This window comes from Neobacillus sp. plas4 (assembly GCF_057221695.1).
Window position 1 is genome coordinate 5,995,238 of record NZ_CM170152.1, and the last position, 23,352, is coordinate 6,018,589.

23 protein-coding genes are annotated in these 23,352 nt (G+C 41.1%); 3 read left to right on the top strand and 20 right to left on the bottom strand.

Annotated elements, in window-relative coordinates; all coding sequences use genetic code 11:
- Positions 1 to 20: 20 nt before the first annotated feature.
- From AC2TFD_RS29835 to AC2TFD_RS29845, 3 genes are all read right to left on the bottom strand, one after another.
- Entirely contained in the window at positions 21 to 1,091 is a 1,071-nt protein-coding gene (locus AC2TFD_RS29835; RefSeq protein WP_484674691.1) for a PQQ-dependent sugar dehydrogenase, read from the bottom strand.
- A 205-nt stretch (positions 1,092 to 1,296) separates the two neighbouring features.
- Complete coding sequence (locus AC2TFD_RS29840) at positions 1,297 to 2,151, bottom strand: HAD family hydrolase (protein ID WP_484674692.1); 855 nt, start codon at positions 2,149 to 2,151, stop codon at positions 1,297 to 1,299.
- A 72-nt stretch (positions 2,152 to 2,223) separates the two neighbouring features.
- Complete coding sequence (locus AC2TFD_RS29845) at positions 2,224 to 2,886, bottom strand: DNA alkylation repair protein (protein WP_484674693.1); 663 nt, start codon at positions 2,884 to 2,886, stop codon at positions 2,224 to 2,226.
- Positions 2,887 to 2,999: 113 nt separating this feature from the next.
- Between AC2TFD_RS29845 and AC2TFD_RS29850 the strand changes: the two genes are divergently transcribed.
- Entirely contained in the window at positions 3,000 to 4,451 is a 1,452-nt protein-coding gene (locus tag AC2TFD_RS29850; RefSeq protein WP_484674694.1) for a c-type cytochrome, read from the top strand.
- 156 nt (positions 4,452 to 4,607) lie between these two features.
- Positions 4,608 to 4,760, top strand: a complete 153-nt coding sequence (locus AC2TFD_RS29855) for a hypothetical protein (RefSeq protein WP_335508775.1) — start codon at positions 4,608 to 4,610, stop codon at positions 4,758 to 4,760.
- A gap of 47 nt (positions 4,761 to 4,807) precedes the next feature.
- Here AC2TFD_RS29855 and AC2TFD_RS29860 read toward each other — a convergent pair whose 3' ends face one another.
- From AC2TFD_RS29860 to AC2TFD_RS29875, 4 genes are all read right to left on the bottom strand, one after another.
- Positions 4,808 to 5,011: a hypothetical protein gene (locus AC2TFD_RS29860; RefSeq protein WP_335508773.1), complete on the bottom strand. Its 204-nt coding sequence runs from the start codon at positions 5,009 to 5,011 to the stop codon at positions 4,808 to 4,810.
- Between the two features lie 123 nt (positions 5,012 to 5,134).
- Positions 5,135 to 6,247, bottom strand: a complete 1,113-nt coding sequence (locus AC2TFD_RS29865; RefSeq protein ID WP_335508771.1) for a PRK06851 family protein — start codon at positions 6,245 to 6,247, stop codon at positions 5,135 to 5,137.
- Positions 6,248 to 6,464: 217 nt separating this feature from the next.
- Complete coding sequence (gene ybaK, locus AC2TFD_RS29870; RefSeq protein ID WP_484674695.1) at positions 6,465 to 6,941, bottom strand: Cys-tRNA(Pro) deacylase; 477 nt, start codon at positions 6,939 to 6,941, stop codon at positions 6,465 to 6,467.
- A gap of 96 nt (positions 6,942 to 7,037) precedes the next feature.
- A complete protein-coding gene (locus tag AC2TFD_RS29875; RefSeq protein WP_484674696.1) occupies positions 7,038 to 7,709 on the bottom strand; it encodes a proline-rich domain-containing protein in 672 nt (223 codons plus the stop codon).
- Between the two features lie 297 nt (positions 7,710 to 8,006).
- On the opposite strand from AC2TFD_RS29875, the gene AC2TFD_RS29880 reads away from it, so the two are divergent.
- Entirely contained in the window at positions 8,007 to 9,815 is a 1,809-nt protein-coding gene (locus tag AC2TFD_RS29880) for a TIGR04190 family B12-binding domain/radical SAM domain protein (protein WP_484674697.1), read from the top strand.
- Between the two features lie 45 nt (positions 9,816 to 9,860).
- Here the strand turns inward: AC2TFD_RS29880 and AC2TFD_RS29885 are convergent, their stop codons facing one another.
- The 13 genes from AC2TFD_RS29885 to AC2TFD_RS29945 all read right to left on the bottom strand — a co-directional run bounded on the left by AC2TFD_RS29885 (position 9,861) and on the right by AC2TFD_RS29945 (position 23,318).
- Positions 9,861 to 10,568 (bottom strand): ABC transporter ATP-binding protein, encoded by a 708-nt coding sequence (locus AC2TFD_RS29885; protein WP_335508764.1) that lies wholly within the window; start codon positions 10,566 to 10,568, stop codon positions 9,861 to 9,863.
- On the bottom strand, positions 10,568 to 11,347 hold the full coding sequence (locus AC2TFD_RS29890; RefSeq protein ID WP_335567081.1) for an ABC transporter ATP-binding protein: 780 nt from the start codon (positions 11,345 to 11,347) through the stop codon (positions 10,568 to 10,570). The genes AC2TFD_RS29885 and AC2TFD_RS29890 overlap by 1 nt, the downstream gene beginning before the upstream one ends.
- Positions 11,344 to 12,297: a branched-chain amino acid ABC transporter permease gene (locus AC2TFD_RS29895; RefSeq protein ID WP_484676390.1), complete on the bottom strand. Its 954-nt coding sequence runs from the start codon at positions 12,295 to 12,297 to the stop codon at positions 11,344 to 11,346. The genes AC2TFD_RS29890 and AC2TFD_RS29895 overlap by 4 nt, the downstream gene beginning before the upstream one ends.
- A 21-nt stretch (positions 12,298 to 12,318) precedes the next feature.
- Positions 12,319 to 13,197, bottom strand: a complete 879-nt coding sequence (locus AC2TFD_RS29900; protein WP_335567080.1) for a branched-chain amino acid ABC transporter permease — start codon at positions 13,195 to 13,197, stop codon at positions 12,319 to 12,321.
- A gap of 85 nt (positions 13,198 to 13,282) precedes the next feature.
- On the bottom strand, positions 13,283 to 14,461 hold the full coding sequence (locus tag AC2TFD_RS29905) for an ABC transporter substrate-binding protein (RefSeq protein ID WP_484674698.1): 1,179 nt from the start codon (positions 14,459 to 14,461) through the stop codon (positions 13,283 to 13,285).
- Between the two features lie 296 nt (positions 14,462 to 14,757).
- Positions 14,758 to 15,957 (bottom strand): MFS transporter, encoded by a 1,200-nt coding sequence (locus AC2TFD_RS29910; RefSeq protein ID WP_335508754.1) that lies wholly within the window; start codon positions 15,955 to 15,957, stop codon positions 14,758 to 14,760.
- Positions 15,958 to 16,011: 54 nt separating this feature from the next.
- Positions 16,012 to 17,874: an ABC transporter ATP-binding protein gene (locus tag AC2TFD_RS29915; protein WP_484674699.1), complete on the bottom strand. Its 1,863-nt coding sequence runs from the start codon at positions 17,872 to 17,874 to the stop codon at positions 16,012 to 16,014.
- Entirely contained in the window at positions 17,874 to 19,610 is a 1,737-nt protein-coding gene (locus AC2TFD_RS29920) for an ABC transporter ATP-binding protein (RefSeq protein WP_484674700.1), read from the bottom strand. The genes AC2TFD_RS29915 and AC2TFD_RS29920 overlap by 1 nt, the downstream gene beginning before the upstream one ends.
- A 151-nt stretch (positions 19,611 to 19,761) precedes the next feature.
- On the bottom strand, positions 19,762 to 20,112 hold the full coding sequence (locus AC2TFD_RS29925; RefSeq protein ID WP_335508951.1) for an ASCH domain-containing protein: 351 nt from the start codon (positions 20,110 to 20,112) through the stop codon (positions 19,762 to 19,764).
- Positions 20,113 to 20,174: 62 nt separating this feature from the next.
- The gene (locus AC2TFD_RS29930) at positions 20,175 to 20,972 is read right to left on the bottom strand and encodes an ABC transporter permease subunit (protein WP_484674701.1); all 798 of its coding nucleotides are present in this window, start codon (positions 20,970 to 20,972) and stop codon (positions 20,175 to 20,177) included.
- Positions 20,973 to 20,998: 26 nt separating this feature from the next.
- Positions 20,999 to 21,790 (bottom strand): ABC transporter permease subunit, encoded by a 792-nt coding sequence (locus AC2TFD_RS29935; protein WP_484674702.1) that lies wholly within the window; start codon positions 21,788 to 21,790, stop codon positions 20,999 to 21,001.
- 4 nt (positions 21,791 to 21,794) lie between these two features.
- The gene (locus AC2TFD_RS29940; RefSeq protein WP_335508742.1) at positions 21,795 to 22,679 is read right to left on the bottom strand and encodes an ABC transporter ATP-binding protein; all 885 of its coding nucleotides are present in this window, start codon (positions 22,677 to 22,679) and stop codon (positions 21,795 to 21,797) included.
- A 15-nt stretch (positions 22,680 to 22,694) separates the two neighbouring features.
- Entirely contained in the window at positions 22,695 to 23,318 is a 624-nt protein-coding gene (locus tag AC2TFD_RS29945) for a TetR/AcrR family transcriptional regulator (protein WP_484674703.1), read from the bottom strand.
- Positions 23,319 to 23,352 lie beyond the last annotated feature (34 nt).

Sequence of the window (23,352 nt, forward strand, 5' to 3'; positions counted from 1 at the left end):
AATTGTCACCGCAGCAATTGTCACCGCAGCAACACTTTATAAAGTCTATCATCCTTTTCGTCAGGATTTCCCCTGCCATCTGTGTTGTTACTGACAAAATAGAGGTATTCTCCATCTACATAGACATCGCGTATTCTCCCTAGTCCAGTAATGACAGGATTTGTGGTACGATTTTCTAAGTTAAACTCTCTGACTGCATTTCCTCTTAAGGTCGCTGCGTACAGCTTTTCATTGTAGGCCGCCAAACCAGATGGTGCCCAGGTCTCCTCACCTGATTGAAATATCGGTGTCTCCATCCCAGCTTTCGTTTCTGTCCCTTCAATCAACGGCCATCCATAATTTGCGCCTGGCTTGATCAAATTGATTTCATCATGTGCTGATTGACCGTGCTCACTCGCATATAACGTATCCCCAATCCAGACGAGCCCCTGTGGATTTCTGTGTCCATAGCTGTAGACATAGGAATTCTCAAATGGATTATCCGCAGGAATACTTCCATCCAAATTCATTCTAAGAATTTTCCCATTTAAGGACCTAAGATCCTGCGAAAGTTCTGGGGCAGTCGCATCGCCTGTCGTAACATAGAGTTTCCCATCAGGACCAATCTTCAAACGGCCGCCATGATGGAAGGCTGCACTCGGAATTGTATCAAGAAGAATCTTTTCCTCCGTCCACTTGCCGCCTGCTAGGCTCAAGGTAACAACTCGGTTAAACTGACCCTGTCCATTTTCATACGTATAATATGCAAATGCCTTTGGATTATCAGGGAACCCCGGATCTAGGACAAAGCCAAGCAGTCCAGCCTCCGCTGCTTTAGCAAGTTTTTTCTCCAAATCAACTTGTTGGCGCTCCATTTTTCCATTCTCAATTTTCACGATATTCCCTGTTCGTTCACTAAGGTAGAAGACCCCGTTCACCTGATTGATCGACCAAGGAACACGAAGACTTTCTGCAATTACTTCCATCCCTGGCTGCAGGACAATCGCTTCGTCCTCATGCTGGCCTTTTGGCGGCGTATTTTCTTTTTCAAATAGAGAACAACCCGAAATTAAAAGAAGCATCGTTACGAAAATGGAACAAACTTTGACCATTTATCTCTCCCTTTCCTTTAGGCTCTTTTCTTAAACTTCGTTGCTTTTTGTAACAATAAATTATTGATTGTACTGTGCTAACGTAGAAAACAGCAAAAATTTAATAAGAAAAGAGCTTGCGAACTATTCAAAGGGGCAAAATAACTATTGCCACGTTAAAATCGGCTTTAAGATTTTAACAACCATCATTACGAAATCAGCCTTCCTATAAAACTTCCAATATCGCTTTAGCTACTCCATGTTCATCATTGGTTGCAGTAATCGCATCACAAAGTGATTTAATTTCATAGGCCGCATTCCCCATTGCAACAGCTCTGCCGACTCTCTCCAGCATTGATACGTCATTAAAACTATCACCCATTGCCATGGTCTCTGCTAACTCAATTCCCTTTACTTTCACAAAGGCTTCTAGAGCAATTCCCTTTTGCGCATTTTTATTGGTAATTTCAAGGTTTTCATGTCCAGAGCTGGAAATACTAAGCTCGCCTAACTCATGAAGCTCCGGTGTAACGGATTCAAGCCGCTCGGAGTCAAAGGAGAATGCTAGAAATTTATAAATTTGAATCTCCTCTTTTGTAAAAAGAAGATCATAACTTTCAATCGGATGTACTAAACCATCCCTCACTCTGGCCCCTGCAGCATAAACCACATCCTCCTGATTAACATCTGGATTGACACTGACAACGATATCAACCAGAATTGAGACTGCTTTTTCAAGATCGATGCTATATGTTCCTTTGTTTGTATACACTTCAAAATAGATATCACGCTCTTCAAGCTTGTCTGCCACTCTTTTTGCCACCTGTTTATCAATCGGAATGGCAGATAACACTTCACCTTCTTTTGAGCGGACCTCTGCACCATTAACACCAATAACAGGACATGTCAGCCCCGCTTCATCCAATACATACCGAGCTTCCTGATAGGATCTTCCGGTAGCAACAATCACTTCAATCCCCCGTGCCTGAGCTTTTAAAATTGCCTCTTTGTTTTCCAAACTAATCTGCTGAACCGAATTTAATAACGTACCATCCATATCTGTTGCAATACACTTAATCATGCTGCCCACCTAATTTCCTTTTAAGTTACTGCCATTCTAACACGACTCCACGACTAATTTTTACCACTTTGCTCACGATAGATACTTACTGCCTTCTCTTACGCTTAATGGAGCTAGAAGGTGTCCTTCGATAAACTCCTTAACAGACGCAGGGTTTGTTTTAGAGTATTCTCTCAACGCCCAGCCTATCGCTTTTTGAATAAAGAATTCCTTACTATCAGCGTTCTTACCAATATAGTCATATAAAAGTGCTTCGTTTGTCTGCCCCTTATATTTTAATTGAAAAAGGATCGCCGCTCTCCGCAGCCAAAGGTTATCCTCTGTCGACCAACCGTTAATACTTTCTTCTACAATCTCAGGATATATCCTTGCCAGCTCTCCCACCAAAGGGGCAATTGAATCCACACTATCCCACCAGGATTTGTTGACAATTAACCTTTCTATAAAAGGTATGATGTCTTTAGGCAATTTCTTTATGAATTTACCCATATATGTAATGGCGGTATAGTGATATTCTCTTTCCTCCTTTTCCCAAAGTCCTGCCACGAAATCTTCACTAAATGGCCTCTTTAAAATCTCAGTTTCTTTGAAAAACTGCCTCTCAAGCTCTTTTCGTAACGGCGATTTAATTCCTAAGAATGGGAAGTGGTCCTTCATATACTTTTTCATCGGACCAGCATTTTTTTCATTCCGGTTCTGTTCATATAATTTCGTAAGAACCCCTATTTCTTTCATCCAGCACCTCTCCTTTTTATATTCAACTGTCATAAAATAGACTCTATTTCTTCATATCATCTATACATGTCCTCTGTATTCTTTACTCATTAATATAATTGGAGGAAAGCACCATGGTAAAACGAAAAACAATCACAACAGCCGGCATTGCTACCGCTGTTCTCTCTGCCCTTTTGATCAGCGGCTGTGCCCAAAAGGAAGAGGCAGTACCAGCAGAGAAAGCATCTTCACCTAAAACCACCGAAATTAGTTTTGATGAAAAATTAGCTGGCGGCAAGCTCGGCAGTGAAAGTCTAGCTTATGTAGGCGGAGGCTCTAGCAATAAAATATGGGTTATTGACGCAAAATACCATAAAATGCTGACAGCCATTGATATCGAAGGTCCCAAAAATGAAAGAACGCAACAAATGTATCCCAATCTTCACGACACGCATGCTGTGACCTTTACAAAGGATTTTAAAACAATGTTTACGGTTGATTGGTTTGAATATGAAGATACTTCCTACGCCATTGCACTTGACCCTGTTACCTTCAAAGAATTATGGAGAGTACCCGTAGGCAAGGGAGGCCATCACTCAGCACTTTCCCCAGATGATAAATATCTTTATGTTGCAAACCAATACGGTGGTACGGTTTCCGTTGTAGATGTTCATTCACACAAGAAAATAGCAGATATTCCTACAGGTGAAGGGACAGACTATATTTCTCCTTCTATGTACTGGGATGGAAATGCCATTGACTCCCCTTATTTATTTATCAGTATTGACAAGGAAGATAAGGTTGCTGTCCTAGATTGGAAAAATAATAAAATTGTGAAAGATATACCTGTAGGCGGCAGTCTCCATGGTGTTAATATTACTCCAGACGGTAAATCAGTATGGGTAGCGGTTGGAGGTAAAAAGGAAGCGGTGATTATTGATGTTGCCACACTCGAGATTACAAAACGTATTTCCTTTGAAGGCGGTCCAATCCACATATCCCTTAGCCCCGATGGCAAATTTGCTTATGTTACAACTGGTGGCAACAAGATATTCAAGCTTGATACGAAAACGTACGAAAAACTATGGGAATCAACTGGGACAACCATACCTGCTCATACCGGTATCAGCCCAGATGGTAAGGAACTCTGGACATTAAATCACGGAATGGATAAGCGTTATCCTTACAAGCTTGGCGGTGAAGCCGTTTCTGGTGTTCAAATTTGGGACACGGAGACAGGCGAATTAATTACTGAAATCCCAGCAGAGGGTGTACCACATGAAATTCAATTTGTCCCTTATACTGCGCTCATTGATGAGGTGCCTTTAAGCAGCGAAGAGGTCCACTCCCAAGGAACCCATTCTGTTGCAGAAGCTGGAGAACTTTTATACAAAGATAGCTGTGCTTCTTGCCATGGTGATAAACTCGAAGGTAAGGCTGGGCCTTCTTTAACAGCTATCGGCGCCCAAAAATCGAAAAAAGAAATTCTCGATCGCATTCAGAACGGTAAAGGGATGATGCCAGGCGGACTTGTTGACGAAACCGACGCAAAAATCCTGGCTACATGGTTATCTGAAAAGAAATAAGCTTCCAAAAGCATTCTCCGTTAATTAGGAGAGTGCTTTTTTGCTAGAATCCCTTCTATAAAATTCGCCGCACTCTATTTATCCCCTTTTTTAACGAATAAAGAATGTCACAAATGCCAAACTATACTGTACCTAATGTAGAAAGGAGAAAACACGATGACAAAAAAAGTTAACAAGGGAAGCTCCAATCAAAATTCTCCGCAAGCAGGACATGCTGAAGCAGAATTTGCTAGTGAATTTGTCAGTGGAGACAACAGCAAGGGAAATAAGCGAAATAAAGGGCAACAAAGCAAAACCAATCCTCATTAAACCAAAAAGTCTGGCTTTCCATTTAGGGAGCCTGACTTTTTTTGTATCTATTGCGGGGTGGAAATGGCTGCAGGGGAGGTACGTAAATCTTTACTTTCATCATTATTGATTTGATTCTGTAACTCTATGTTTGCTCTTTCTGCTTCTGACTCCGCTTGTATGGGTTCATGAACCTTTCCATCTTCTAATTGTTTATTGATCGCAATATTCGCTTCGATTGTGTCATTGGTTGAATCTTGGTTATTTTTCATGAGTTCTAGCTCCTTCTATACAAAATTATAGGACAATACGTTTATCTTCCCCTAATCACCTCTACCGTATCACATAAAAAAACTGCCCCTAGTAGGACAGTCGTCTTAGTGGAGATTTCCATATTATTGATTGCTTACAATAGAGTCTAATTCTAAAGCCCTTATTTCGTCTGCAATTCTTGATTGAATGTGCTCGACAACGGTAAAATCCATCGCTGGAACATAGATAGCTTCAAGTTCGTCATGAAGTTCTTTCGCTCTCGCTAAATACGAGATTGCTTCCTTCATTTTCCCTTTGTAGCTTTCAGCAATTGGTTTGATTTTATCTTCATAGATTTCATCTGTTCCGGGTGTAATCAAATGTTCATACATATCGATAATTTCATCCCCGGCACGGCTTGGGAAATACTCGTGCGGAGCCGTACTGTCAAAAATGGCAATGCCTAGCTCTCTATATATAACCATATCCAAGCTGTTAGGATCGAATCCACAGTGATAAACCTCTGCATCGATTCCTTTCGCCTCTGCCGCCGCCGCCAGCTTTTTCAGCATGGTTGATTTACCAGAACCAGGGCGCCCTTTAATAAAGTAACGCTTTTCGATCCCCTCGGTTAAATTCGGAACGAAATCAACGGCACCTTTTGGTGTTGCTGCACCTAAGAATCGATGGCGGATATCGGATTGCTTATTTATTTTTAACTTGCCAAAAAAGGACTGAATTAACTTATTGGTCAACTGATCTGCTTTTTCAAAATCCATATTTTCAATATAAATTTTCTCCCAGTCATCATGAACATCCAAAGCCTGTTTAAAGGTCGAATACGCTAGGCTAAATGAAGCACTAATACGGTTTGTTAAACGTTGTATGTTTTTCTTCTCAACAGCAAGTGCCTTCGCATCCCATGCCTCACCTAGATTAATATATTGTTCTACAGCACCAGGGGTTTTTGGTTCTATAACATGCGGAGCAGTTCCATCCACAATCCCTACTTTTAAAGCGCGAATGATTACTCCATCAATCGAGTTGTTATCTGACGAGCAATGTAAGAACTCGATATCATATCCTTTTTCGACCCATTCATTACCAATCCTTTTCATCAGCGAGGATTTGCCTGTACCGGGACCACCTTTTAGAATATAAACCCGTTCAAGTCCTTGGAGGTTTGAATCATATAGGCTATGGAATCCCCTAGCTGTATTACCGCCCGCAAAATAATTTAGTATCTTTCCTGCCACTCTACCCACTCTCCTTTTCGTGACAAAAGCAAAGTTCATTTGTCCAGCTTGCAGCGCCTAGAGGGAAAAAATGAACTGCCTTTTTTCCTAGGGAAAAAATGAACTGCCTTTTTTCCTAGGGGAAAAATGAACTGCCTTTTTCCCTGTTCAATGCACTTCCGCTTTTCATTTCACTCTATCTTATGCATTCTGAGTTTATAGGTGAATGCCTATTACTTTATTTTCTAATATCAGCACTTTCTGCCTTTGTCAGATTCGCTAACCATTTGGGCTCGATTACAATTTGAACACCTATTTTCCCAGCACTGACAACCATATGCTCGAGTTCCAGACAGCTTTTATCTAAAAACGTCTTATATTCCTTCTTCATCCCAATCGGTGAGCAGCCGCCGCGGATGTAGCCTGTCCATTTCAAAATATCCTTAACAGGAATCATCTCCACGTTCTTTTCACCAGCTGCCTTTGCAGCCTTCTTTAGGTCTAATTCCGCCTCTACTGGTATCACATAAACATAGATACTTTTACTGGTTCCTTGCGCGACAAGCGTCTTATAGACTTCACGGGGATCTCTGCCAATCTTTGCGGCAACAGAAACACCATCTATTTTCCCATCTTGATTATCGTATGTAAGCACCTCATAGGCTATCTTTTTTGCGTCAAGTATCCGGATGGCATTTGTCTTCACCTTGGCCATAATCCTCATCCTTTATTATTTTTACAATAATTATATCAATTTTTTTGTACGAAAAAACCGGGCTGAACCATTTGGTTCAAACCCGCGTATTAAAATTCACGAGCATCTAAATGAGCGAATTCTCCTTAAGTCTGTTCCATAATATACCCAGCGGAAATTTCTCCAGCGATATCCAGCCACTGAGTCTCTTCCAACATACGTTGGGTAGAACCAGAAACTGCTGCCACTATTTAGCCAAACATAGGTAAAGCGGTAAAGGCAGCCTCTAATCGCTCCTGGATCAACAGCGAATGCAGAGGCTTGTTCTTGCGGCGTGTACGAAGGTGGTGGTGTAGAGGGTGCCCCGCCTTGCTGCTGGCCACCGCCAAACGGCGCCGTCCCTTGTTGTTCCCCGCCAAATGGCGGCATTCCTTGCTGCCCCCCGCCAAATGGCGGCATCCCTTGCTGCCCTCCGCCAAACGGCGGCATTCCTTGCTGCCCTCCGCCAAACGGCGGCATCCCTTGCTGCCCTCCGCCAAACGGCGGCATTCCTTGCTGCCCTCCGCCAAACGGCGGCATCCCTTGCTGCCCTCCGCCAAACGGCGGCATCCCTTGCTGCCCTCCGCCAAACGGCGGCATTCCTTGCTGCCCCCCGCCAAACGGCGGCATTCCTTGCTGCCCTCCGCCAAACGGCGGCATCCCTTGCTGCCCTCCGCCAAATCGAGGCAGCTGACTCTGTTCTTGAATCGATGACATTCCGTAATATTCGGGATAACCATATTCATTCACGGACATATTCCTCCTTTAATCTATTTCCCTATACTTTATGCTGGAAATATCATTGGGTTAAAGTAAGGGTGCCATTACGAATTCCACGGAATCTCCACATTGTTGTCACCCGTTTGTCACTCTATCAAACCATCATTATAGTAAAATAAAAGTAGTTAGAAAATACTTACAGAAGTGTATACGATAAACATTTATCCCGTTTATCGCTCTGCTCAGACACAATTAAATCCAAGAATATATGTGAAAACATTCACAATAACTACTATAAATTTTAGAAAAATGAAAAGGGTGGCTTATATGAAATATGATTTAGTCCTTTTACACGCGCCGAGTGTTTATGACTTTAGAAAAAATCCCCTGCTGGCAGGCCCCATTAGCGATGTTGTACCTTCTTCACCAGTATTTGAAATGTATCCAATCGGCTTAACCAGTATTGCTGACTATTTAGAACGATTTGGACTGCGGGTAAAAATTATCAACATTGCAAACAGGATGTTGATGAGTGAAAAATTTGATGTCGAAAAGAAGCTTAAGAAAATCAAAGCTCGTATGTTTGGAATCGACCTGCACTGGCTGCCACATGCTCATGGCAGTATTGAACTAGCAAAAATCGTAAAAAAGCTCCACCCAGATACACCGGTTTTATTTGGAGGTTTATCCGCTACCTATTATCATAAAGAGTTAATTGAATATCCATTTATTGATTTCGTTTTACGTGGTGACTCAACTGAGAAGTTAACACTACTGTTAATGAATAAATTAGAGCTCGGAAATACTCACTATGCTGACATTCCTAACTTAACCTGGAAAAAAGGAACTGAAATTGGCTATAATCCTCTCACCTATGTACCAAAGGATTTAGATGATATTGATGTACCGGGCTATCGCTATACCATCCGCTCTGTGTTTAAATATCGAAATTTCCTAGACCCGCTGCCATACAATGGCTGGCTGCAATATCCGAATACAGCGCTGCTTACAGCAAGAGGCTGTTCGCAAAACTGTCTCATCTGCGGCGGCTCAAAAGATGCCTACGATCAAAACTGCGGCAGAAGTTCACTTGCGTTACGATCACCTGAAAAGCTAATCGAAGACATCCAATTTATTTCCCGTTTCAGCCGCGCACCCATCTTTATCCTCCATGACCTTCGCCAGGGAGGCCGGGAGTATGTAAAGGAGTTTTTCAGCCGTCTTAAAGAACTTAATCTTAAAAATGAAATCGTCTTTGAATTATTCCAATATGCAGGGGAAGAATTCTTCAAGATGATGAATGAAAGCTGTCCAAAATACAGTATTGAAATTACCCTTGAAACCCATGATGAAAAAATCAGACGCTATAACGGGAAGTTTAATTGTACAAATCCTAAAGTAATCGAAACACTTACTTTCGCTTTAAAGCATGGTGCAAAGAAAATCGATTTATTCTTCATGACAGGTATTCCCAGCCAGACATACCAAAGCGCGCTAGAAAACATTGATTTCTGTGAAGAAATCCATCTTGCCTGCAATCAGGACCCTAGACTTTTCTACTTTGTAGCGCCGCTCGCACCATTCCTTGATCCTGCAAGCCCTGCGTTTGAAAATCCTGAACTGCACGGCTTTAAGAAGTTCTGTCATACGCTTGAGGACCACCGCAAGGCGATCACCCAGCCATCGTGGAAGCATATGCTCAGCTATGAGACGACACAAATGACCCGTGATGATATTGTAAAATCAACGTATGATTCTGCTCAAAAGTTAAACGAATTTAAATTAAAGTACGGTCTGATAGATCAAGCTGGCTACGAAGAAATTGAGGGGAAAATCGCAAAATCGCAAAACTACATTGAGAAAATTGATTATGTTCTATCTCTACCAGAAGCTGAGCAGCAAGTGGAATTATCAAAACTCCAAAAAGAAATAGAAGAATTAAATAAATACAGTATTTGCGGAAAGAACGAATTAAAGTGGGAAGTACAAAAGAATTATGCAAACTTCTTCTCGCTGGCATTAGTTGGTTTAGAACAACTGTATGAAGAGTATGTACGAAAGGTCAAACATGCACTTCAGCCAAAACTTCGTCATCAATTTAAATTAGAAACACAACGAGAGAAAGCAAAAATATAACATAGAAGACGTGTGAGGTCGGCCTCACACGTCTTTTTACCGCTATTAATGTCCGCCAAGGTACGCCATTCTTATCTGATCGCTTTGATTTAACTCGCTGGAAGAACCGGATAGGACGATTTTTCCTGTTTCAATCACATAGGCACGGTCCGCAATCGATAACGCCATGTTTGCGTTTTGTTCTACCAGCAGAATCGTCGTGCCTGTCTGATTGATTTCTTCAATAATCCTAAAAATTGTTTTTACTAAAAGGGGAGCAAGGCCCATAGAAGGCTCATCCAATAGCAAGAGCTTCGGCCGTGCCATTAACGCGCGCCCCATGGCAAGCATTTGCTGCTCTCCGCCTGACAACGTACCAGACAGCTGCTTACGCCGCTCTAACAGCCTTGGGAACAGGTTATAGACCTTTTCGAAGTCCTCCTTAATTCCCTGTTTATCTTTACGTAAATAAGCCCCTAACTCAAGGTTCTCTTCTACAGACATATTGGCAAACACACGGCGCCCCTCAGGGACATGGGAAAGACCTTGTTTTACAATCGCTTGAGCTACCTTGCCTGAAATTGACTGTCCTTCAAACAAGATAGAACCATTTTTAGGCTTAAGTAATCCAGAAATCGTTTTTAATAATGTACTTTTCCCGGCACCATTTGCTCCAATCAAGGTAACAATTTCCCCTTCATTGATTTCAAGAGAAACACCTTTTAGGGCATGAATATTACCATAGTAGACATTGATATCTTCGATTTTCAGCATTACGAAACCTCCTCCCCAAGATACGCCTCGATGACTTTTGGATTATTTCTGATTTGCTCGGGAGTCCCATCCGCTATCAGCTGACCGTGGTCAAGTACATAAATTCGCTCACATACACCCATTACGAGTAGCATATCATGCTCAATCAAAAGTATCGTAAGATCAAACTTCTTACGAATAAGTGCAATTAAATTCATTAGTTCTTCTGTTTCCTGCGGATTCATCCCTGCCGCAGGTTCATCCAGAAGCAGTAGTTTCGGATTGGCTGCTAATGCTCTTGCAATCTCTAGACGGCGCTGCTGCCCGTACGGCAGATTCTTCGCGGTTTCATGCATTACACTATCTAAATTAAAAATCTTTAAAAATTCTACCGCTTTTTCCTCCATATACTTTTCTTCTGAAAAGTGCTTAGGAAGGCGGAGGATTGAACTCATAATGGAATGCTTCGCTAAGGAATGATAGGCAACCTTTACATTATCAAGAACCGATAATTCATTGAACAAACGAATATTTTGGAAGGTCCGGCTGATCCCCTTTTTTGTAATCTTATAGGGTGCTAATCCATTTAATCTATCCCCGTCTAATTCAATACTACCTTCAGTAGGAACGTAAACTCCGGTTAACAAATTAAAAAAAGTTGTTTTCCCGGCGCCATTTGGTCCAATCAATCCCACCAATTCTCCTTGTCTTAATTCAAGGTTCACGTCTGAAACGGCCTTTAATCCGCCAAACCTGATTCCAGCGTTTTCTACTTTAAGCAACGGTGTGTTTGCTATCATCGTGGAACACCACCTTTTGCTGATCTTCCAAACGTAAACAATGAGGTCAATTCTCTTGTTCCCATTATTCCTTGTGGACGGTAAAGCATCATGAAGATCAACACTAAACTATAAATAATCATTCGCAGTTCAGGATAGCTTTGCAGGAAGGTTGAAACAATTGTGAGCAGGATGGCTGACAGTACCGCCCCTGAAAGACTTCCTAATCCACCAAGCACCACAAAGATTAAGATATCGAAAGATTTTAAGAAACCGAAGTTTGTCGGCTGGATAATGAAAAAGTTGTGCGCATATAAGGCACCAGCCACCCCAGCAAAAAACGCACCAATGGCAAAGGCAACGACCTTATAATACGTAGTGTTGATTCCCATGGCATCAGCGGCAATTTCATTTTCTCTGACAGAAATACAAGCCCGTCCATGTGTTGAATTCGTAAAGTTTCTTATTACCAGAACGGTAAGCAGGATACTGCCAAATATCCATGGCCAAGTAGTTAACTGGGTAACAGTCATTCCGCTCGCCCCGCCAACATAATCAATATTCAAAAAGACAATCCGAACAATTTCACCAAACCCAAGTGTGGCAATTGCTAGGTAATCTCCTTTTAGCCGAAGGGTAGGAATTCCAATAATTAAACCAGCAATCGCAGCAGCCAATCCGCCCGCAACGATACCCAACGAGAAGGGAAGCTCCAATTTCATCGTAATAATCGCAGAGGCATAAGCACCCACTGCAAGGAAGCCGGCATGTCCAATTGAAAACTGTCCGGTAATACCAATAATCAAATGCAAGCTCGCAGCAAGAATAATGTTAATCCCAATAAAATACAGAGTGTTCACATAGAAAAAATTAATAATTTCTCCGGTAATTAAAAATTGCATGACTACACCAAAAACAATGGCTAATACGATTGATGACCAAAAACCTTTTGAATCCCTGAGAATTTCCATCATTGCAGCTACGCACCCCCCTTACACTTTTTCCCGTACATTTTTGCCGAATAGACCGGCTGGACGGAAAATCAAAATTAGGATTAAGACAACGAACGCTACACCATCACGCCATAGAGAGAAACCTGCCGCACTCACTAGTGACTCAATGACGCCCAATAACAATCCACCAACCATTGCCCCTGGAATAATTCCAATACCGCCTAGTACAGCAGCAACGAATGCTTTAAGTCCAGGGATAATTCCCATTAATGGCTCAATTTTTGTATAGTACATACCAAATGCAACACCAGCTGCACCTGCTAGAGCTGAACCAATGGCAAAGGTAGCTGAAATGGTATTGTTTACGTTAATTCCCATCAGTCTTGCTGCATCCATATCGTGGGATACGGCTCGCATTGCTTTTCCAATCTTTGTTTTATGTACAATAAATTGCAGTAAAATCATCAGTACAACTGATGTACCTAAAATCAATACAGACTGACTACTCACATTTACTCCAAGAAATTCTAAGCTTTTGGCCGGAATCAGATCTCCAGGATAAGCCTCAGGCTGTGCACCGCGGACATAAATGACACCATATTCAATCAGTAAGGATACTCCAATTGCGGTAATCAATGCTGCAATCCTAGTGGCATTTCGCAATGGTTTATAGGCAATTCTCTCAATAAGAACCCCTAAAATCGAACAAGCTGCCATGGAAATAAGCAAGGAAGGGAAAAATCCTAAATCTAAAATTGTAATCGAATAAAAACCAATAAATGCACCGATCATGAAGACATCTCCATGGGCAAAGTTAATTAATTTTACAATTCCATAGACCATTGTATAACCAAGGGCTATTAACGCATAAATACTGCCTAATGACACCCCGTTTACTAGCTGTTGTAAAAATTCCATGTCTAGTTCCCCCTAAAATTAGGAAAATATTATCTAAATAGGAATAGGGAGACAAAATGGCTCCCTATTCTTTTTGTTTATTATTTTATTCTGGATCTACTTTCGTATTAAATTCTTGCTTTCCGCCATTATATTCAAGGATTACAGCAGATTTGATTGGATCATGGTTTTTATCAAGCTTCATTTTTCCAGATACTAATTCAAGACCATCTGTTTCAGCAAGTGCCTTTTGAATTTTCTCAGGATCACCGCTTCCCGCACGCTTAATTGCATCCGCAAGGAAGTAAAGTGAATCATATCCTAATGCATTGAACGCATCAGGAGATTTACCATTATATTTCGCTTCAAATGCTTTAACGAAATCTTGAACCTTTGGATCAGAATCACCAGAAGAATAGTGGTTCGTAATGAATGTGTTGTTTAATGGATCAGCACCCGCGATTTCTACTAGTTTAGGAGAATCCCAGCCATCGCCGCCCATAATTGGAGCTTCAATACCAAGGGCACGAGCTTGTTTAATGATTAGACCAGCTTCTTCATAATATCCTGGAAGGAAGATGAAATCAGGATTTGCAGATTTAATATTTGTTAAAATCGCATTAAAGTCTGTATCTTTTGCAATATAAGCTTCTTCCTTGATGACTTTTCCGCCATTTGCTTCAAATCTCTCTTGGAAAGCAGCCGCTAGTCCTTTTGCATAATCACTCGAGCTGTCAATAATGATTGCTGCATTTTTCACCTTAAGGTCCTTTGAAGCAAAGTTAGCTGCTACCGTCCCTTGGAATGGGTCGATGAAGCAAGTACGGAAAACAAAGTCGTTAAGCACGCCATCTTTATTTGTAATCGTCGGATTGGTTCCGGTTGGTGTCAATAATGGAATTTTGTTTTTCTGCGCAATTTGAACTTGTGCTAATGTATTCGTACTAGTAGCCGCACCGATTATGGCTGATACCTTATCTTGGCTGATTAGCTTCGTCGTACCGCTTGTTGCCTCAGCCGCATCTGATTTATTATCAAATGTAACAAGTTCCAATTTCTTGCCATCAATGCCTTCCTTGTTGATTTCTTCAAGTGCCAAATCGACACCTTCTTTAATGGATTGGCCATAGGATGCTACCCCGCCGGAAAGCTCAAGGTTGGCACCAATTTTAATGGTTTCACCGTCTTTTTCACCGCTTGTACTGGATGCGCCGCCACAGCCAGCTAACATACCTGCCGCCATCATGAACGACATAAAAATACCTGCTAATTTCTTCTGTCTCACGTCTATACCCCCTATTTTCGAATAAAATTTCTCTTTTATACATGTTGTATATCCCTGAGATGTCCAAAAAAAGATAATATTCTGAAAACAATTGTACATAATAATTTTCTTTCCGTCTAGTCTTTATCTGTGCTATTTTGCCATAATTCTGAAAATATTTTTTATTCTTTAGCTTCCTACTATCCACATAGTATTTAAGCGGGGTTTAATAGAATTTACCCGACTAAAGGACTAAAACCATACTGTATTAAAAAACAAAAGAGAAATTTCCATTGGAAATCTCTCTCAGCTAAACATTATACTAATACTTTATTTTTTGTTTCTTTTCCTAAAAAGATAACCGCTAAAGCAGCTATGAAAACGGATATACAAAAGATCGTAAATATCGTGGAAATTGAAGTATTTTGCCCTACCAAATACCCGACTAATAATGGTCCAAGCACCCCTCCTAAGCGGCCAAATGCGGCTGCTGATCCTGAACCCGTTCCGCGGATAACAGTAGGATATTGTTCTGGTGTATAGGCATATAATCCGCCCCATGCCCCCAAGTTAAAGAAGGATAACAGAACTCCCGCTGTGATTAGCATTGCCGTTGACTCTGCATTTCCAAATAATAGAGCACTAATAGCCGTTCCAATTAAATAGACAGACAAAACAAATTTCCGTCCAAATCTCTCAATACACCATGCTGCAGTAAAATAACCTGGCAGTTGGGCAAGAGTCATAATCAACACATACCCAAAGCTTTTAATTAAGGAGAAACCTTTCAATACCATCACGCTTGGCAGCCATAAGAACATGCCATAGTAGGAGAAAACCACAAAAAACCAAACAATCCACAACATCGTTGTTCGCCGACGATACTCACTCGACCATAGATTAGCGATACTTTGAAAGGCAGAAATCTTCTCCTTCTCTTTAATCGCTTCAAATTTCGGTGAATCCGGTAGACTCATTCGTAAATATAAAGCATATATTGCCGGCGTTGCGCTAATAAGCAAAGCGACTGACCAGCCAAACTTTGGGATAATAAAATAAGATATAACGGCAGCAATCAACCACCCAGCCGCCCAAAAGCTTTCTAGTAAAACCACGATTTGTCCTCGTTTTTCAGCAGGTACGCTTTCAGCAACGAGTGTCGATGCGACCGGAAGCTCACCGCCAAGACCCATCCCGATAAAAAATCTTAGTATAAGAAAAACAGTAATCGAGGTAGCAAATGCAGAAATTCCGCTTCCAATTGAAAACATTAATAATGTAATAATAAAAACATTCTTTCGGCCGATTCTGTCTGCCATTAAACCAAATAAGAGTGCCCCCACGGCCATCCCGATCGATTGAATACTTCCGATCCAGCCCATTTGCTCAGCGTTTAAGTTCCACTCAACACTTAAAGCCGCAATAATGAAGGAAAGCATCCCTACATCCATTGCATCAAACATCCATCCTGTACCCGAAACCCAAAGCAATTTCCGGTTTGAAATCTCTTTTTTCATAACCAGCCTCCTTCAAGAGTACCCATGTTTTCATTATCCCCTAATGGAAACTGTTTATTTATCAACTGCCGTTTCAACATTACTAAATTGATTAAAAAACATGCTATAGTACCTACCTTGTTTATTCATAAGTTCACTGTGACTTCCATTTTCCACAATTTCTCCATTATCGATGACCATGATGGCATCTGCATCACGGATGGTGTTCAAACGATGGGCAATGATAAAACTCGTTCTTCCCTCCATTAAAGAGAGCAGCGCTTCTTGAATATGAAGCTCTGTGCGGGTGTCAATACTGCTTGTCGCCTCATCTAAAATCAACACGGCAGGTTTTGCTAGGATTACCCTGGCAATCGCAATCAGCTGACGCTGCCCCTGACTCAGGTTACCGCCGTTTTCGGATAGAAGCGTTTCATATTGATGGGGCAGCCGCTTGATAAAGGGGTCGGCATTCGCCATCCTAGCGGCATGGATTACTTCCTCATCACTTGCCGAAGGCTTGCCGTACTTAATATTTTCCTTAATGGTACCTGAAAAAAGATAGGTATCCTGAAGGACAAAGCCAAAACAGCTCCTTAAGCTGTCCCGAGTATATTCTCTTATATCATGTCCATCTAACAAAATCCTGCCTTCCGTCACATCATAGAATCTGGTCAACAGATTAACAATCGTCGTTTTCCCTGCTCCCGTAGGCCCTACTAGTGCCGTACTGCTGCCAATTTCAGCTTCAAAACTGACATTTTTTAATATCGGTACATCGCCGCGATAGCCAAAGCTGACATTTTCAAACACCACATGACCTTTTGGCTTGTCTAAAACCACCGCGTTGTTCAAATCACCGGGTTCCTCTTGCTCGTCCAGTATCTCAAAAACCCGTTCTGCTCCTGCTACACCTGACTGCAGCATATTAAAAATATTTGCGAGGTCATTAAGAGGCCGGACAAATTGCCGTGAATAGGTAATAAAGCTCGCAATTGCACCTACCGTAATCATGCCTTCGACCGCAAGAAAACCTCCGGTGACTGCCACAATCGCAAAGCCCAAATTATTGATCACGTTCATAATCGGCATCAGAAAACCGGACCAAATTTGCGCTTTAAGGCCAACCTCACGCAGCCTCTGATTAACATCCTCAAATTCAGTAATCGCTTTTTCTTCATGATTAAACGCTTTTACGACTTCAATACCCGAGATGGTTTCCTCAATTTGTCCATTCAATTTTCCCAGCTCAATTTGCTGTGCTTTAAAATAAACACTCGTTCTTTTTGCAATCGTGCGGGTTAAGAAAAAGACAAGGGGCACCGTAAGCAAGCTTGCCAAAGTCAAAATTGGACTCAATATTAACATCATGATAAATGAACCGATAATGACAATAACCCCTGACATTAGCTGAGTCGTCGATTGAGAAATCGTATTGCTGACATTATCGATATCGTTTGAAAGCCGGCTCATTAATTCTCCATGTGTCCGCTTGTCAAAAAAAGCAACAGGAAGCTTTTGCAGCTTAACAAAAAGGGCGTTGCGCAATCTTTTCACAATCCGCTGCGAGACACCCGCCATTAACCAGCCCTGCAAAAGGGAGAGTGTTGCGTCTAGTATAAAAGCTGTTATTAAAATTATCACCATCAGTTCAAGGAATTGAAAATCTACCTTTTTATCCAACCCAATGGCATCAACAGCTTTTCCTATTAAAAAAGGAGAGAGCAGAGCTAATGCTGAACTAAAAAGAATAAAGATAAAGACAAGACTAAGCATCTTTCTTTCATTGCCAAAATAATGCCATAACCTTCGTATCGTCTCTTTAAAATTCTTCGGTTTTACAACCGGTCCTCCTCGGCGGTGGCCGCCTCCCATTGGCCTTCCCGGAATCGATAGTGGAGGCGGCGTATTACGTGCTTGATCTGATTGTGCTGACATTAGAGCGCCATCTCCTTACCAACTTGGGATTGATAGATTTCCTGGTAAACCTTACAGTCTCTTAATAATTCCTCATGTTTCCCCATTCCAACGATTTCCCCGTGGTCCATGACAACAATTCTATCCGCGTCCATAATTGAAGTAATCCGCTGAGCAATGAGGAGACAGGTTAGCCCTTGTGCATATTTTTTTAGTCCAGCTTTTATTCTGGCCTCCGTGGTAACATCAACAGCACTGGTGCTATCGTCTAAAATTAAAATTTGCGGATTTTTGACCAAAGCCCTGGCAATCGACAATCGCTGCTTTTGACCTCCAGAAAAGTTTACCCCGCCCTGACCAATTCTTGTTTGATACCCTTCAGGGGAAGCGCTAATAAAGTCGTGTGCTCCGGCAATCTTTGCTGCTCTTTCAACTTCTTCTACTGAGGCGTCTTCTTTCCCCCATTTAATGTTCTCCTCCACACTCCCGGTAAAAAGAATCGTTTTCTGCGGGACGAAGGCAATCTTGTCTCGAAGCACTTTAGGGTCAACAAGGTGAATGTCCTCACCATTCACTTTTATACTTCCCGCACTCACATCGTAAAAGCGTGGTATCAGCCCTACCAATGTACTTTTTCCCGAGCCTGTCGAGCCAATAATACCAATGGTTTCTCCCGGCAGACATGTAAGGTTTATATCTTTTAATACGGGTTCACCACTTGTTCCTTCATAGGAAAAAAAGACATGATTAAATTCAATCCTTCCTTTTTCTTTTTCAAGAGGAGGGAGGGATCCTTCTTCATTCCATGTGAGGTCATCCTCCAGGGCAAATACTTCACTCACCCTTACAGCTGACGTTTTTGCACGAACAAACATATTAAACACCATAGAAATCATCATTAAAGAAAACAGAATTTGGGTCATGTAGTTAATAAAGGCAATTATATGTCCAACTTGAACATTGCCATTGGAAACGCCAAAGCCGCCAATCCAGAGAACGGCGACAATCCCAAGGTTGACTGTAAGCATAATCGCAGGGCTGAACACTGCCATCAGCCTTGTAGCGGCTATCGATTGCTTTTTGAATTCTTCATTTGCATAGTCAAACTTGCCGTCTTCGACATCAAAGCGGTTGAACGCCTTCACCACACGCACGCCAGATAAATACTCACGCATCACACTGTTAACTCGATCGAGCGCATTCTGAACCTTCGCAAATCGAGGGAACCCAAGCCGTAAATTTAGAACAATAAAAACAGCAACAATGGGAACCACTACTGCCAACACAACCGATAAATGGATATTTAACCGCGTTGCCATGATTAAGCCCCCAATGGCTAATAGCGGGGATTTAACAAAAATACGCATTAAACCGTTTGCAAAAACTTGAATCTGTGTCACATCATTGGTCAATCTCGTAATTAAGGAAGCACGCTCAAAGCGGTCAATATTTTTGAACGATAAGGTTTGAATTTTTCTATACAAATCAGACCTTAACTCCGCACCGAAGCTTTGGGAAACCGTGCTGGCAAGGATACTTCTAATCGAGGCAGAAACGGCACCAAACAACGTGATCAGGAGCATGACACCGCCCATTTTCAACACATAATCCAAGTCTCTCCCTGCAACACCGACATCAATGATTTTCGCCATAATTGTTGGCATTAACAAATCACTAATGGCTTCAAAGGTTAAAAATAAAACTGCTAAACTAAAAGACTTCCAATATTTTCTTATGTATTTTGCCAAAAACCCCATAAATCCTTTCACCCCGACATTTGTTTGGAAATCTTTTGATAAGGCTGTTATGTTAAGAATTGTTGTTAAAATTCTAAAGCCAATTTAAACGATAATAAGGCTATTATAGCAAAAAAAGTATGAGTCCTATGAATAGAACCCATACTTTTTCTTATTCTTGGACAGGGCGAAATTCATGGACCCAAACACGCATTTGCGGAAGCCAAGGCATTCCAGGGTGGTAGGCAAGAATCGATTGCTTATACTCTTCAACCGTAGGGTAGCCCTCGCGGCGTGCGTCATCATCCGTCAATTCCCCCAAGCTTTGCGAATAGACACGCTCCACGACAAATTGACGTCCTTCGAGCGTCATGATCTCTCCTGGATCGGCATATCTGCCATTCCGGCGTGTAGCAGTCTTTTCTCCTGCGAGCACCTTTTTAACATCCGATTCCATCGTAACCAATCTTTCAATCGAGCAAGTTTTTGGCGGCAGTGTATTGTTTTCATTTTGCATAGTAATTTCCTCCTTATACCAATTCGGTTTTTACCATTTTAACACTATCACTACATTATTAAAACTTCTTACACATTTAAATCTCGTTTTTTAAAAAAGACAAAGGTTATAACGGTAAGTCCTGCAATCAATCCAACAGACAAAATAACAAAGATTAACTCAAACCCTTCTTCAATCATCAGATTTTTTGCTTCAAAATATTTAAATGGAGTAAGGTATTTCAACCCTTCGAAATGTTCATTTAAATCAATCGCCACCGAAATCACATACGTAAGCAAAAGAATCCCGGTTGCCATGGAGGCAGATCTTTTGGATTTCTTTATTACTGCAGCAAGCGAAGTACCTATTACTAGAAACAATGTTTGTAAAATAAACATACCTGCCATGGTGATGGCTATATCGCCGGAAACCACTTCACCGTTGCTGTATTTTCCAACCAATACAAGTGATGATAGCAAGGTAACTAGATTTAAAAGGAGGATATTTACGAATGCTGCCAGCAATTTTGCTGTAATAATTTGATTCCTAGAAACAGGCTTTACAAATAAAAACTCCGACGTTTTATCCCGCTCTTCTTTTGAAATCATTGTTGCTCCCAGCATTGCCGCATGGATGGTTGCCATTAGTAACAAATAGATAAATAGAAGGCCATAATAACCAGCTACTGTTGAAATATCAAATTCGCCGATTCCTAAGACAGCGAGCAGTGATTTTGGCATTCCAGCCAGCATTTCATTCATGGGCTGGCCAGAGGAAGCTAAACTCTCATATTTCACCATCCCCGATGCAACCATGAGAAAAACACCAATGCACCAAAATAACAGGGACTTTCGATGAGCCCTCATTTCTTTTAAAAAAATATTCATCCTTCCATCACTCTCCTTAGGGCATGTTAAACACAGTGAATATCCTTTTTGGCATAAATAAAATAACTTGCCACGATCGCTGTCACGATCACAACTGCTCCTGCTGCCAAAAAGGAAGCTTCATAGCCTGAATTATCCATAATGTAGGCAGTGTCAAAATATTTAAATGGAGAAAGATATCGTTTTGCTTCATCACCAGAACTGAACATCCCCAAAAAGTAGAAGGCAAAAACAGTCGCGAGTGACACCGTCAACACCGATTTAATCTTTGGAACGACGACTGAAATAAATATTCCTATTGCTAGAAAAATTAGCTGTACAAGAAACACGGTCAGGGAAAGCAGGATAAATGTTTCAATACTAAAATCCTCTGTTGTTACCTGGAAGGCGAGCAGGATTGCAGCCCCGATATATATAATATTCGTTAGTATAATGGAAATCAGTGCCGCCAATAATTTATTCGACAAAACTATTGTACGGGTTACAGGCTTAGTCAGCAGGAAATCAGCTGTTTTTTCTCTGACTTCCTTGCTGACAATGCTAGTACCTAGATTCATAGCCTGGATACTGCCGCAGAGTGTAACAAACGATAGCCCATAGCAGTAGAAACCAAGAATGGAAAAGAAATTTTCAAGATTAATCCCAAATGCTTCTCGGAGTGCCGCAGGATACCCTTCAAGCAGCTTTGTAAATTCCTCTGTATCCTTTGTAAAGGAAGGGAAAAATGACATAAACAGCGCCGCAATGCCCACCAGAGATATCGTCCAAATGATAGTCGACTTTCGGTACGCCCTCAATTCATGCAACAAAATATTCATGGCATTAGGCCTCCTTTTCGTAGTAGTGCATAAAAATCTCCTCAAGGTCCGGCTCTTCAATCCATAGATTCGTAATATCAATTGCAGCAATTTTTTTCATAACGTCGTTAATATTCCCTTTAAATAAAAAACTTGTTACGCTGTTTTTCACCTCTAATTTATTTACTCCGGTTAGGTTGAAGTAATCCGAGTCCAGCTCCGCTTTTGTTTCTATTTTGAACTTTTTATAGGTGTTTTCTTTTAGGGTGCTTATCTTCTCAACGGTAACAATCTGTCCTTCTTTAATGATCGCAACCCGATTACATAGCCGTTGAACTTCGGATAAGATATGAGAGGATAAGAGGATCGTGGCACCTTTTTTGTTCTCCTCTTCGAGCAATTCAAAGAATTTCTGCTGCATCAACGGATCTAGTCCGCTTGTTGGTTCGTCCAGTATAATCAGTTTTGGTGAGTGGAGCAGACCTTGAACAATTCCGACCTTCTTTTTATTTCCCAGTGAAAGGTCGTCAATTTTTTTACTGAGGTCTAAATCCATGATTTCAGCCAATTCCTTTATTCTCTTACGGCAATCTTTTTTATAAAAACTAGCTGAATAGTTTAATAGATCCTTTACTTTCATATTGTCATAGTAAAAAACTTCAGAAGGTAAATAACCAATTTCCTTTTTAATTTCCGGAGCAAATTGAACGGAATCTTTACCAAAAATCGTCGCACTGCCGCTGGTAGGGTAAATAAGTGAGAGGAGGGTTCTTATGGTCGTTGATTTCCCGGCACCATTTGGCCCGATAAAACCAAAAATCTCCCCTTCTTCAACTTGAAAGCTGACATTGCTGATTCCTCTTGATGTGCCGTACGTCTTTGTTAGATTCTTAATCTCAATCACATTCATCGTCACAGCCCCCTATCATTTATAAAAACATTTTGTTAAAATCTCAAAATATTCTTCAGCTTCTTTATAGACGTTTTGGTAATCGATTTGATGTCCAGGTGATTGTTTTGCCTTGGCAAGCTCTTCATCACTCATTTTTTCAAAGGTCCACGAAATAATCTTCAAGACTTTCTTAACATCGAGATCGTCTCTAAACTTTGACAAATCAATCCCCTCGAAGATGATTTCTGTGTTAATTGCATTCAGTTCTTGTTTCTTTTTATCAAACTCTACTTTTATTTCAGCGGAATCCTGCATAAACGCCTCTTGGATAAAGGTTAAGATATCAGGGTATGCACTTTGCAGATTCATTTTTATTTTCACAGCTTGGCGAATTCTTTTAAAAAAGTCTCTTTCGGTTAAATCAACTTTTTGATAAAATTCATCCGCAACCACGTTATAGCAATAGTCAAACAGAAAGAAGAATAACTGCTTTTTGTTTTTAAAATAATGGAAAAGAAGTCCCTTTGAAATACCTGCTTCCTTAACGATTTCATTGGTTGAGGCATTGTCATATCCCTTCTGGGCAAATTCCTTTATTGCTGCATTTATAATTCGATCTTGTTTTTCCTTTTCCAGGTTAAAAAACTTCGAAAACAATTAGCAGCCCCCTTTCATCACGAGCGTTGACCAG

Coding starts and splice junctions, on each gene's coding strand:
- AC2TFD_RS29835 (WP_484674691.1), bottom strand. CDS start 1,091: ATGGTCAAAGTTTGTTCCATTTTCGTAACGATGCTTCTTTTAATTTCG.
- AC2TFD_RS29840 (WP_484674692.1), bottom strand. CDS start 2,151: ATGATTAAGTGTATTGCAACAGATATGGATGGTACGTTATTAAATTCG.
- AC2TFD_RS29845 (WP_484674693.1), bottom strand. CDS start 2,886: ATGAAAGAAATAGGGGTTCTTACGAAATTATATGAACAGAACCGGAAT.
- AC2TFD_RS29850 (WP_484674694.1), top strand. CDS start 3,000: ATGGTAAAACGAAAAACAATCACAACAGCCGGCATTGCTACCGCTGTT.
- AC2TFD_RS29855 (WP_335508775.1), top strand. CDS start 4,608: ATGACAAAAAAAGTTAACAAGGGAAGCTCCAATCAAAATTCTCCGCAA.
- AC2TFD_RS29860 (WP_335508773.1), bottom strand. CDS start 5,011: ATGAAAAATAACCAAGATTCAACCAATGACACAATCGAAGCGAATATT.
- ybaK (WP_484674695.1), bottom strand. CDS start 6,941: ATGGCCAAGGTGAAGACAAATGCCATCCGGATACTTGACGCAAAAAAG.
- AC2TFD_RS29880 (WP_484674697.1), top strand. CDS start 8,007: ATGAAATATGATTTAGTCCTTTTACACGCGCCGAGTGTTTATGACTTT.
- AC2TFD_RS29885 (WP_335508764.1), bottom strand. CDS start 10,568: ATGCTGAAAATCGAAGATATCAATGTCTACTATGGTAATATTCATGCC.
- AC2TFD_RS29890 (WP_335567081.1), bottom strand. CDS start 11,347: ATGATAGCAAACACACCGTTGCTTAAAGTAGAAAACGCTGGAATCAGG.
- AC2TFD_RS29895 (WP_484676390.1), bottom strand. CDS start 12,297: ATGGAAATTCTCAGGGATTCAAAAGGTTTTTGGTCATCAATCGTATTA.
- AC2TFD_RS29900 (WP_335567080.1), bottom strand. CDS start 13,197: ATGGAATTTTTACAACAGCTAGTAAACGGGGTGTCATTAGGCAGTATT.
- AC2TFD_RS29910 (WP_335508754.1), bottom strand. CDS start 15,957: ATGAAAAAAGAGATTTCAAACCGGAAATTGCTTTGGGTTTCGGGTACA.
- AC2TFD_RS29915 (WP_484674699.1), bottom strand. CDS start 17,874: ATGTCAGCACAATCAGATCAAGCACGTAATACGCCGCCTCCACTATCG.
- AC2TFD_RS29920 (WP_484674700.1), bottom strand. CDS start 19,610: ATGGGGTTTTTGGCAAAATACATAAGAAAATATTGGAAGTCTTTTAGT.
- AC2TFD_RS29930 (WP_484674701.1), bottom strand. CDS start 20,972: ATGAATATTTTTTTAAAAGAAATGAGGGCTCATCGAAAGTCCCTGTTA.
- AC2TFD_RS29935 (WP_484674702.1), bottom strand. CDS start 21,790: ATGAATATTTTGTTGCATGAATTGAGGGCGTACCGAAAGTCGACTATC.
- AC2TFD_RS29940 (WP_335508742.1), bottom strand. CDS start 22,679: ATGAATGTGATTGAGATTAAGAATCTAACAAAGACGTACGGCACATCA.